The 10,798-nt window shown below is 63.8% G+C and carries 12 protein-coding genes and 2 pseudogenes; 6 read left to right on the top strand and 8 right to left on the bottom strand.

The features are described 5' to 3' along the window. The 7 genes and pseudogenes from CWO89_RS33995 to CWO89_RS33965 form a co-directional block, all read right to left on the bottom strand. Window positions 1-218 (bottom strand): annotated as a pseudogene (locus CWO89_RS33995) (FAD-dependent oxidoreductase); the annotation flags it as partial. Beyond that, a complete protein-coding gene (gene nadA / locus CWO89_RS33990) occupies window positions 215-1,201 on the bottom strand; it encodes a quinolinate synthase NadA (protein WP_130582835.1) in 987 nt (328 codons plus the stop codon). The gene nadA and the pseudogene CWO89_RS33995, both read right to left, overlap by 4 nt. 54 nt (window positions 1,202-1,255) lie before the next feature. Then, window positions 1,256-2,200, bottom strand: coding sequence for an NUDIX hydrolase (locus tag CWO89_RS33985; protein ID WP_130582834.1), 945 nt, complete (start codon window positions 2,198-2,200; stop codon window positions 1,256-1,258). 18 nt (window positions 2,201-2,218) lie between these two features. Next, window positions 2,219-2,641 (bottom strand): hypothetical protein, encoded by a 423-nt coding sequence (locus CWO89_RS33980; protein ID WP_130582833.1) that lies wholly within the window; start codon window positions 2,639-2,641, stop codon window positions 2,219-2,221. A 204-nt stretch (window positions 2,642-2,845) separates the two neighbouring features. Next, complete coding sequence (locus CWO89_RS33975) at window positions 2,846-4,126, bottom strand: O-acetylhomoserine aminocarboxypropyltransferase (RefSeq protein WP_130582832.1); 1,281 nt, start codon at window positions 4,124-4,126, stop codon at window positions 2,846-2,848. Between the two features lie 152 nt (window positions 4,127-4,278). Next, window positions 4,279-4,863 carry a CoA-binding protein gene (locus CWO89_RS33970; protein ID WP_130582831.1) on the bottom strand — a complete coding sequence of 195 codons (585 nt, stop codon included), beginning with the start codon at window positions 4,861-4,863 and terminating at the stop codon, window positions 4,279-4,281. Window positions 4,864-4,983: 120 nt separating this feature from the next. After that, on the bottom strand, window positions 4,984-5,805 hold the full coding sequence (locus tag CWO89_RS33965) for an enoyl-CoA hydratase (RefSeq protein ID WP_130582830.1): 822 nt from the start codon (window positions 5,803-5,805) through the stop codon (window positions 4,984-4,986). Window positions 5,806-5,892: 87 nt separating this feature from the next. Between CWO89_RS33965 and CWO89_RS33960 the strand changes: the two genes are divergently transcribed. The 6 genes from CWO89_RS33960 (at window position 5,893) to CWO89_RS33935 (ending at window position 9,561) form a co-directional block, all read left to right on the top strand. Further along, a complete protein-coding gene (locus CWO89_RS33960; RefSeq protein ID WP_130582829.1) occupies window positions 5,893-6,321 on the top strand; it encodes a PaaI family thioesterase in 429 nt (142 codons plus the stop codon). 157 nt (window positions 6,322-6,478) lie between these two features. Further along, the gene (gene rplM, locus CWO89_RS33955; protein WP_130582828.1) at window positions 6,479-6,943 is read left to right on the top strand and encodes a 50S ribosomal protein L13; all 465 of its coding nucleotides are present in this window, start codon (window positions 6,479-6,481) and stop codon (window positions 6,941-6,943) included. A 1-nt stretch (window position 6,944) separates the two neighbouring features. Further along, entirely contained in the window at window positions 6,945-7,421 is a 477-nt protein-coding gene (gene rpsI / locus CWO89_RS33950; RefSeq protein ID WP_130582827.1) for a 30S ribosomal protein S9, read from the top strand. A gap of 232 nt (window positions 7,422-7,653) precedes the next feature. Continuing rightward, window positions 7,654-8,871, top strand: coding sequence for a GGDEF domain-containing protein (locus CWO89_RS33945; protein WP_130582826.1), 1,218 nt, complete (start codon window positions 7,654-7,656; stop codon window positions 8,869-8,871). Window positions 8,872-8,931: 60 nt separating this feature from the next. Next, on the top strand, window positions 8,932-9,168 hold the full coding sequence (locus tag CWO89_RS33940; RefSeq protein ID WP_130582825.1) for a hypothetical protein: 237 nt from the start codon (window positions 8,932-8,934) through the stop codon (window positions 9,166-9,168). Between the two features lie 96 nt (window positions 9,169-9,264). Next, entirely contained in the window at window positions 9,265-9,561 is a 297-nt protein-coding gene (locus CWO89_RS33935; protein ID WP_028162832.1) for an antibiotic biosynthesis monooxygenase family protein, read from the top strand. 7 nt (window positions 9,562-9,568) lie between these two features. Here the strand turns inward: CWO89_RS33935 and CWO89_RS33930 are convergent. After that, window positions 9,569-10,707 (bottom strand): annotated as a pseudogene (locus CWO89_RS33930) (AI-2E family transporter). Window positions 10,708-10,798 lie beyond the last annotated feature (91 nt).

Here is a 10,798-nt window from a genome sequence, read left to right as displayed (position 1 = left end):
CGATGGTGTCCTGCAGATGCAAGGCAGGGGGTGTCGTCCTCGCCGACCGCGGCTGCGAGCCCGCCTTGCGCCCACATGCTGGAGGCCTCCGCCCCGAGCGGCGATTTCGACAGCAGCACGACCGGTGCGGGCGCAAGCTGCAGGGCCGTCATCAATCCCGCGGCGCCGCCGCCGATGATCACCGGTTGGCCGGCCAAGGCTGAAACATCCGTACTCATAGCGCCAGCATCCTTTCGACGGAACGCCGCGCGCGGTCGGCGATACCAGGGTCGATCGTGACCTCGTGCTCATTGGTCTTGAGCGCATGGCGGATGTTCTTGAGCGTGATCCGCTTCATGTGCGGGCAGAGATTGCAGGGGCGGATGAACTCGACGTCGGGATGGAGCACCGCGACGTTATCGCTCATCGAGCATTCCGTCAGGAGCACTACGCGCGCCGGATGCTCCTTGCCGACAAAGCCGGACATGGCTGCGGTGGAGCCCGAGAAATCAGCCTCCGCCACCACCTCGGGCGGGCACTCCGGATGCGCCAGAATGGTGACGCCGGGATGATTCTCGCGAAGCTGGCGCACATCTTCGGCATTGAACAGCTCATGCACTTCGCAATGGCCCTTCCAGGCCGTGATCTTGACCTTCGTCTGCGCGGCGATGTTCTGCGCCAGATATTCGTCCGGCAGCATGATGACGTGCGCGGCGCCGAGCGATTGCACGACCGCGAGCGCGTTGCCCGAGGTGCAGCAGATGTCGGACTCCGCTTTGACAGCGGCCGATGTATTGACATAGGTGACGATGGGAGCGCCTGGATAGCGCTCGCGCATCAGCCGTACATCGGCTGCCGTGATGGACTCCGCGAGCGAGCAGCCGGCCTCGAGGTCGGGGATCAGCACGGTCTTCGCGGGATTGAGCAGCTTGGCCGTCTCGGCCATGAAGTGCACGCCGGCGAGCACGATGATATCGGCATCGACCTTGGTCGCCTCGCGCGCGAGCATGAGGCTGTCGCCGACGATATCGGCGACGCCATGGAAGATTTCCGGCGTCTGATAGTTGTGCGCCAGCACCACGGCGTTGCGCTTGCGCTTGAGGTCGAGGATGGCGTCGACGTCATCGGCGAAAGTCGCCCATTCGAACGGCGGGATTACGCGTTTGACGCGGTCATAGAGCGGCGCGGTGCGCGCGAGCGCACCGGATGAGGTGGCAGCCATTTATGCTCTCCTTGAGTATATTTCGTATTATACTTATCCTGAGCATAATGGAAGTCAAGAGCGCGAGAGCGGGAGCTTGGTGCCGGCGACGGCCCGTTCGGCCACAACACCGTGACGGAAGCGGAACAGCTTGGCGGGGCGGCCGACCGTCTCGGCGGCCATTGCGCCTGTTTCTTCAACGAGTTCCTGCTGCTCGATCAGGCGCCGAAAATTCTGTTTGTGCACAGTGCGGCCTGCAAGGGCCTCAACACTGCGTTGCAGTTGCAGCAGGGTGAATTCGGCCGGCATCAGTTCGAAGACGACCGGCCGGTATTTGATCTTGGCACGCAGCCGCGCGATGCCGGTGGCCAGAATGCGGCGATGATCCGATATCATGGCGCGGCCGGGCACTGCGGCTTCTCCGGCGCGCTTGTCCCGAACCGCTTCGGGGATCAGGGAGGCCTCGTAGAGCAGCTCGTAACGCTGCAGCACCAGTTCCTCATTCCATGCGCGGTCATCGAGGCCGAAGGTGATGGCGGCGCGCTGCGAGCGGGCCTTCTGCACGGAGGTGCTCTCCGCCGATTTTGCCCAGGCGCGCAGCTTGGGCGCCACGATCTTTGCGATCAGGGGCGGGGTTCCGGCGCGATGATCTTCCCACGGGAAATACTCATACCAACCGGACCAATGAGCCTGGGAATCCTCCCTGACCTGGTCCTCGCGGGTGAGACCCAGATAGCTGATCGAGATGCGATGCGGCGCCCTGGCGTCGCCGGTGCGCCCGTGGTCGGCGAAGGTATAGAGCTGCTCGACATAGCCGAGCGGGTGTCCGGTCTGCGCCTCGACCCAGGCTCGCAGGCCGGTCTGCAGCGAGCGGTGCCCGAACTGGAACGGACCGCTCGGCAGCGCGGTCGCGATCGTCATGATCTTGGGCTCGCCCTCGGTCACCGCGACCAGGACGGCGACGAGGTCAGCGGTGGTCGCGTCGATCGATGTTTCGGCTTTTCGCGGTGCCTTTGCCACGCGGATGTCCTGTCGCGGCTAGCAATAGCCGTAAACGCCGCAGGCGTACGGCAGGCGATTCCAGTAGGGACCGCCGTAGTAGGGCCCCCCATAATACGGACCGTCATAGCTATAGGAGAAGTGATTGCCGTAATAGCCGGGCAGGCTCGACGAGCCCGGCAGGATCGGCTCGCCATTGACGAACGGCACGTAAGGCACCACGGCGGCCGGCGTGAACAGCACGTCCGGATCCTGTTCCGCTACGACGATCTGGCGACCGCGGCGGACATAGGGGGCCGACGTCACTGACGTCCGGTACTTGTAGTGCGGGCGCGGCAGGCCGGGCGGCAGTTGGCGGGCGGCGCGGTAGGCCGCGCGCTTGGTTGCAACCGGGCCATCGGCGGCAACGGCGGCATCAATCGCAAACAGGGCGATCGAAGAGAACAATATCGGGCGCAGCATCGTCGTCTCCGAATCGAGAGGGCGACAGAATGCCACCTTATAGCGGAATGACCGTTAATGAGAGGCCCGCGACATCAGATGAAATGGCTTGGCCGTCATGGCCGCGCTTGTCCCGGCCATCCAGGAGACTTGCATGTTCGCAAAGGGGTGGATGCCCGGGACAAGCCCGGGCATGACGACCGCGTCATTTTGCGTCGCGCGCGATCAAGCCCTCAGCGCCTGATCGAGGTCGGCGATCAGGTCGTCCTTGTCCTCGATGCCGATCGAAAGCCGAACCACGTCCGGGGCTGCGCCAGACTTGATCTTCGCGGCATCGTCGAGCTGGCTGTGGGTGGTGGAGGCCGGGTGGATCACCAGCGAGCGGGTATCGCCGACATTGGCGAGGTGCGAGAACAATCTCAGGTTCGACACCAGGTTGACGCCGGCGTCATAGCCGCCCTTGAGGCTGAAGGTGAACACGGCGCCCGCGCCTTTCGGCGCATATTTGCGCGCAAGATTGTTGTACTTGTCGCTGGGTAGCCCCGCGTAATTCACCGACGCCACCGCGGGATGGCCGGCCAGGAATTCCGCGACCGCTTTCGCGTTGTCGCAATGCTTCTGCATGCGCAGCGGCAGCGTCTCGATGCCGGTCAGGATCATGAAGGCGTTGAACGGCGACAGCGCCGGGCCGAGATCGCGCAAGCCGAGCACGCGGCAGGCGATCGCGAAGGCGAAATTGCCGAACGTCTCCTGGATCTTGATGCCGTGATATTCCGGCCGCGGCTCGCTCAGCATCGGATATTTGTTGTCTTTCGACCAGTCGAAGGTGCCGGCATCGACGATGACGCCGCCGAGCGAGTTGCCGTGGCCGCCCAGGAACTTGGTCAGCGAGTGCACGACGATGTCGGCGCCGTGGTCGATCGGCTTGATCAGATATGGCGTTGCCAGCGTGTTGTCGACGATCAGCGGCACGCCGGCCTTGCGCGCCACCGCAGCGATCGCCTCGATATCGGTGACGCTGCCGGAGGGATTGGCGATCGATTCGATGAAGATCGCCTTGGTGTGCGGCGTCACCGCGCGCTCGAAGCTTTCGATCTCGTCCGGATCGGCCCAGGCGACGTTCCAGCCAAAGCTCTTGAAGGCGTGGGTGAACTGGTTGATCGAGCCGCCATAGAGTTTTCGCGCGGCGATGATCTCGTCGCCGGGCTTCATCAACTGCTGCAGCACCACGACCTGTGCGGCGTGTCCCGAGGCGACCGCAAGCGCCGCGGTGCCGCCTTCGAGTGCGGCGACGCGCTCCTCCAGCACCGCATTGGTCGGGTTGCCGATGCGGGTATAGATGTTGCCGAACGACTGCAGGCCGAACAATGAGGCCGCGTGGTCGGCGTCGTTGAACACGAATGACGTCGTCTGATAGATCGGCGTCGCCCGCGCGCCGGTGGTGGGATCGGGCTGCGCACCGGCATGCACGGCGAGGGTCGAAAATCCCGGAAGGCGATCGGTCATTCTGAGTGTCCTGTGTTTGGATCGGAAATAAAATGCGCGGCATGCTGAGGGCACCCGCGTCGGTCGTCAAGGCGAGTTCGTCGTCGCCTCTGGTGTTGGAAAGTCCGTGCTTCGTTATGCCGCGATATCGAAACGAACGTTTCGCGATTGCATTACGAAAGTTCGGTCTTGTTTTTCGCGGCGCGATCGGAAGCCGCCGTTTCGCCGCCGCCGACGCTCATCCGATTGAGTGACAGCCGCATGCCCTGCGTCGGCATCGGCGCGCGCTTCGAGCTCAGCGTCCGCGAATTGACGCCCATCCAGGAAATCTCCGACGACAGCCGGCCGTATTCGATTTTCGGGCAGCGGTTCATGACGACCTTGATGCCAACAGCTTCGGCCTTTGCCGCGGCTGCATCATCACGCGCGCCGAGCTGCATCCAGATCACCTTCGGCAATGGCGACAGCCTGAGCGCCTCCTCGACAACCGGCATGATGTGGCTCGAGTTGCGAAAGATGTCGACCATGTCGATCGGACGTCCGATGTCGGCGAGCGACGCGACGAAGGGCTTACCGAGCAGGCCCTTGCCGACATGGCCGGGATTAACCGGGATCATGTCGTAGCCGCGCTCCGCCAGGTATTTGAACGCGAAATAGCTCGGCCGCACATTGATCGGCGAAGCGCCGACCATCGCGATCGACTTGACGCTGTTGAGGATGCTGCGGATGTAATTGTCGGGGTAGGTGTCGTGGTTCATCGCTAGTCTTCATCTAGTCCATATGTCGAGTACGTCATTGCGAGGAGCGAAGCGACGAAGCAATCCACGCTTCAGCAAGCGGAGAGATGGATTGCTTCGCTTCGCTCGCAATGACGGGAACTATCTATCCTGCCATTTCGGCTCGCGCTTCTCGATGAAGGCGCCGATGCCTTCCTCGGCGTCGCGCGCCATCATGTTTTCGGTCATCACCTCGGCGGCGTAGCGATAGGCGTCCGCGAGGGTCATCTCGGCCTGGCGGTAGAACGCTTCCTTGCCGAGTTTCACAGTATAGGCGGATTTCAGCGCCACTTTTTGCGCCAGCGCAATCGCGGCCTCGCGTTCGGTGCCGGCAGGCACCACGCGGTTGATGAGGCCGATGGCCTGCGCGGTCGTGGCCGAAATCGGCTCGCCCGTGAGCAGCATCTCCATGGCCTGCTTGCGCGGGACATTGCGCGACAGCGCCACCATCGGCGTCGAGCAGAACAGGCCGATATCGACGCCGGGTGTCGCGAAGGCCGCATTCTCAGAGGCGACCGCGAGATCGCAGCTCGCAGCCAACTGGCAGCCGGCGGCGGTCGCAATGCCCTGGACGGAGGCGACCACGGGCTTCGGCAGGTGCACGACCGCCTGCATCATCGCGCTGCAGGCATTCATGATCTCTGCGAAATAGGCTCGGCCGCGATCGGCATCGCTGCGGCGCGCGGTGAGTTCCTTCATGTCGTGGCCGGCCGAGAAGGCAGGACCGTTGGCGGCAATGACCACGCCGCGCACGGCTCGGTCGTCACGAATCTCCTTGAGCGCGCCATGCAGCTCGGCGATCAGGCCTTCGGAGAGGCTGTTGCGTGCGGCGGGGCGGTTGAGCGTCAGCACCGCGATGCTGCCTACCTGCTCGCGCAGGAGGATCTGCGATTGCGGCGCAACGGCACGGGCGGCTTGGGGCATCTCCAGATTTCCACTAAGGCTTTTGATCAATTAAGGCTTGGCCGCAACTTAATGTAACACGCGGACTGAATCGAGGGCGGGGACGGCATGGCACCGGCGAAAATGAGCGTGGCTGAACTGGAGAAGTTCCTGCGCGAGGAGTTTCCCCAGGCGTTCAGCGGGAACGAGGTCGTCATCGAGAGCGCCGACGGCGAGACCTGCCTTCTGCGCCAGCGCTACAGCGAGCGGATGCTACGGCCGGGCGGCACGGTTTCAGGCCCGACGCTGATGGCGCTGGCCGATTTCGCGATGTATGTGGTGGTGCTATCGGCAATCGGCCCGGTTGGCCTGGCGGTCACCACCAATCTCAACATCAATTTCCTCCGTAAGGGCCAGCCGGGGCGGGACGTGCTGGCGGCGGGTAGGCTGCTGAAGCTCGGCAAGCGGCTGGCGGTCGGGGAGGTCAACCTGCTTTCGGGCGATTCTCCGGATCCGATAGCGCATGTGACGGCGACCTATTCCATTCCAAATAAATAGAGTTTCTGAAGGTATTATTGCACCTTATTTTTAAGGTATTGTTTTAACTGGAATAAATCGCTCCGGTCGGCGTTGACGAATTTCATTCGCTTCTCTAGAAAGCCGCCAATCCGGCGCAGCGTCTTGCGCCGAAAACTCTTTTCCACGGACAGCTCACATGAAAACCTTTTCGGCCAAGCCCGCCGAGGTGCAGAAGAAGTGGGTCGTGATCGACGCCAAGGGCGTGGTCGTCGGCCGGCTCGCCACCATGGTCGCGATGCGCCTGCGCGGCAAGCACCTGCCCACCTACACGCCGCATGTCGATTGCGGCGACAACGTCATCATCGTCAACGCCGCCCATGTCGTGCTGACCGGTCGCAAGCGCGACCAGAAGGTCTATCACAAGCACACCGGCTATATCGGCGGCATCAAGGAGCGCAGCGCGAAGCAGATCCTCGAGGGTCGTTTCCCGGAGCGCGTGGTCGAGAAGGCCATCGAGCGCATGATCCCGCGCGGCCCGCTCGGCCGTATGCAGATGGGCAATCTGCGCGTCTATCCCGGCGCCGAGCATCCGCACGAAGCGCAGAACCCTGAGAAGATCGATTTCGCCTCGCAGAACCGCAAGAACATGAGGGCCGCATAAGATGTCCGATACCATGCAGTCTCTCGATCAGCTTGCGCAGCTCAAGCCGGCGGCTCCCGAGGCGCCGAAATATGTGAAGAAGATCGACAAGTACGGCCGCGCTTACGCCACCGGCAAGCGCAAGGACGCGGTTGCTCGCGTCTGGGTCAAGCCGGGCTCCGGCAAGATCTCCGTCAACACCCGCGACGTCGAAGTCTATTTCGCCCGTGCGGTGCTGCGGATGATGATCCAGCAGCCGCTGGTCGCCGCCGCCCGCGCCGGCCAGTATGACGTGATCTGCACGGTCACCGGCGGCGGCCTGTCCGGCCAGGCCGGTGCGGTACGCCACGGCCTCTCCAAGGCGCTGACCAATTTCGAGCCGGAATTGCGCGGTGTCCTGAAGAAGGGCGGCTTCCTCACCCGCGACTCGCGTACGGTCGAGCGCAAGAAGTACGGCCGCGCCAAGGCGCGCAAGTCGTTCCAGTTCTCGAAGCGCTAACCGCTTCACTACAATTTGCACCAATTGCGAAGGGCGCCGCGAGGCGCCCTTTTTGCTGCGCCTTTGCACATCAATTGTCGCAGTTTTTCCCGAAAACTTTTGTGTGCACGCAAACGGATTGCCAACACGCCACGCATAGCCTGAGCAGCATTAACGGCGCGCTATCCTTTTCGGATCGCGCCCTTGAGAACGTGGCATCACACGCTTTCATCACACGCACCAGGCGGGGCTCATGTCGTTCGATATTTCGACGCTTTATCTGTTTGCCACGATGGTGGCCGGAATGCTCGGCGCCATGCTGTTGTTCTTCGGCAATCAGGAGAAGATTCCGGCGTTGAAGTGGTGGGGCAGCGCGTATCTCCTCGGCGCGGCCGCGGTGGCGGCATCGACCATCGCGGGCTCGATGCTTGGCGAAATCGCCTCGCTGGCGCTGAATGCAGCGGGCTTCATTGCCTGCGGCGTGGTGTGGAACGCGGCACGCGTGTTTCATGGCCGCAAGCCGAATATCGCCGGTCTCGTGCTCGGCGCGATCGGATGGGTCGGCGCCGCGCTGGCCTTGCCACCTGAGCTGCCTACGCTGAAGCTGACCATCGGCGCTGCCATCATCGCGATCTACGCATGCCTCACGGCAGCCGAATTGTGGCGCGAGCGGCGGCGCGCGACGCAGCGGCGCTGGCCCGCACTCGCGGTGCCCGTGCTGCACGGCTGCGTGCTGCTGCTGCCGATTTTGGTCGGCAGTTTCCTGCGCCCGCATGATGCGGCGTTCGGCAACAGCACCTGGGTGACGGTGTTCTCGGTCGAGCTCATCCTCTATGCGATCGGCACCGTCTTCGTGATCTTCATGCTGGTATCGGACCGCGAGGTGACCGCGCACAAGACGGCGGCTTCGATGGATCCCCTGACCGGCATGTTCAACCGCCGCGGCTTTGCCGAGGCCTGCACGCGGGTGATCGAGCGCGAGGCCAATGCCGGCCGTCCGGTGACGGTGATGATCTTCGATATCGACCACTTCAAATCGATCAACGACCGCTTCGGCCATCCCGCCGGCGACGAGATCCTGAAATTGTTCTCGGCCGTCGTCGTCAACAACCTCCGCATCAGCGATCTCTCCGGCCGCATTGGCGGCGAGGAATTCGCGGCGCTGCTGCCGTGCTCGCTGGAGGAGGGCGTGATCGCCGCCGAGCGCGTGCGCGAGTGCTTCCAGGCCTCGGGCATCGTCTGCGACGAAGGCTCCGTCGACACCACCGTGAGCATCGGTGTTGCCGGCGGGCCGGCGGGCACCGAGCTCGAGGTGCTGCTGGCGGCCGCCGACACCGCGCTCTACCAGGCCAAGCGCGGCGGCCGCAACCGCGTCGAGGCCGCGGAAGAGTTGCCGCTGTCGCTGGAGAACTGGCGGCGCAAGACTGCTGGTCTCGCACCGCAGGCGCGCGAGACGCCGATCGCGGCGTGAGAGCGATTTGAGCGATGTTGGTAGGATTTCATTTACCATTCGATTCCTATCATTCCGGCCATGGAATCGACCCGCCTTCACAACGCTCAATCCGCCTTGCTGTCGCTCGAAGCTGCCGCCGCCACCGCCCGCGGCGGGTTCGCCTGCCTGTTCTCGAGCTCGGCTGAATACGAGACCGCGCTGATCGCCGAGCGCCGCGCCCAAGGCCGCTACGGCCGCCCGCGCAGCCCCTGGCCAATGCTGATGTTCCTGGGCATCGCGCTGATGATCCTCGGCACGGTGCTCGTGTTCAATTAGGTAACGGGACATCCCGTATCGGTGAGGGCGCCGCGAGGCGCCTTTTTCTTTTCCATAGACTGGGCTAGAGACGGGCCCTTTCCAGGGAGAAGCCCAATGGTCACCGAAATTGCACTTATCGACGTCAAGCCCGGCAGCGAGAAGGATTTCGAAGCCGCAGTGGAGAAGGCGCGGCCGCTGTTTCTGCGCGCCAAGGGCGGCAAGGGGTTCGAATTGCACAAGTCGATCGAGAAGCCGTCGCGCTACCGGCTGGTTGCGAAGTGGGAGACGCTCGAAAACCACACCGTCGATTTCCGCGGCTCGGAAGACTTCGCCGCCTGGCGCGCCCTGGTCGGGCCGTTCTTTGCCGCGCCGCCGGAGGTCGAGCACACCGAGATCGTCGTGACGGCCTGAGGCCACCTCACGCCGCCACCGGCGGCTCCTCGGCCTTGAAGTGGTCGATCATCACCTTGGCGATCGCCATCAAGGGGAGCGCAAGCGCGAGCCCCCAGACGCCGAACACCACCCCGAGCAGGATCTGGAACGCAAACAGCGTGGCAGGCGGAATATCCAGCGCCTGCCGCTGGATGATCGGGGTCAGCACGTAGCTCTCCATCGCGTGCACGCCGAGGAATAGCACGAAGGCGGAGAGCGCTGCGATCCAGCCCGAGGCAAGGCTCGCGAGCACCACGATCAATCCGCCCAGGATCGCGCCCACCGTCGGAATGAAGGCGAGCAGGCCGGCCTGGATGCCCAGGATGAACGAACTCTGGATGCCGATGATCGAGAGCCCGATCCAGGTGACGAAGAACACCGCGCCCATGGTGATGATCTGGGCGATCAGCCAGCGCTCCAGCGTGTCGCCGATGCGGTCGACGATGATGGTGGCTTGCTCGCGGTGCCTGGCCGGCATCACGAACAACAGCCCGGCGCGGTAGATGCTGGGCTGGGTGGCAAACGCAAGCCCGAGAAACATCACGATGAAGAAGTTGCCGACCGCGCTGACAGTGCCGAGCAGCACCTTGAGGGTCTGGCTGATGATCGCGCCGCCGCTGGATGCGAGCGCTCCGGCGCTCGGAAGACTATGGGTCGCCGCGGCGCCTGGGGTCGTCGGCGTCGACGAGTCGGTCGGTGCGGCGGCCTGGTTGCTGAAATCGAGGTAGCTGGTGTCGATACCGTGGCTCTCGAGGAAGGACTTCACGTTCACCAGTTGCGACTTGATGGTGTCGCTGAGCGCGGAAGCCTGCTCGGCGATGGTGGCCCCGCCGGGAAGACGACGCCCGACAGCAGCGCCGCCAGCGCCAGACAGACGATGGTCAGCCGAAGCGCATGGGGCAGCTTGACGCCATGGCCGAGCAGGTTGGTGAGGGCGTTGAGAGCTACGCCGAGCAGGACCCCGGCGAAGATCAGGAACAGCGTCGCCGCATATTGCCAGGCGAGCGCGAGCAGCGCCGCGAACATCACGATGCCGATGCCGCCGACGCTGATCGCCCACGCCAAGTCGTTGCGAGCCTGAAGATGGTCGCCGCCCGGTAGTCTCACATTGATTCCTTCGCGCATGGATTGTTCTCACCTTGTCGCCAAAATCCTGCCGGGATCAAGCCGCCGCACGCGCGCCGGTTTGCCGCCGCCCGCCGGCAGGCCTTCCCGC

Origin of the sequence: Bradyrhizobium sp. Leo170, from assembly GCF_004296405.1 — a bacterium.
In the GTDB taxonomy this organism is placed as follows: domain Bacteria; phylum Pseudomonadota; class Alphaproteobacteria; order Rhizobiales; family Xanthobacteraceae; genus Bradyrhizobium.
This window is presented reverse-complemented; position numbering and strand designations above follow the sequence as displayed.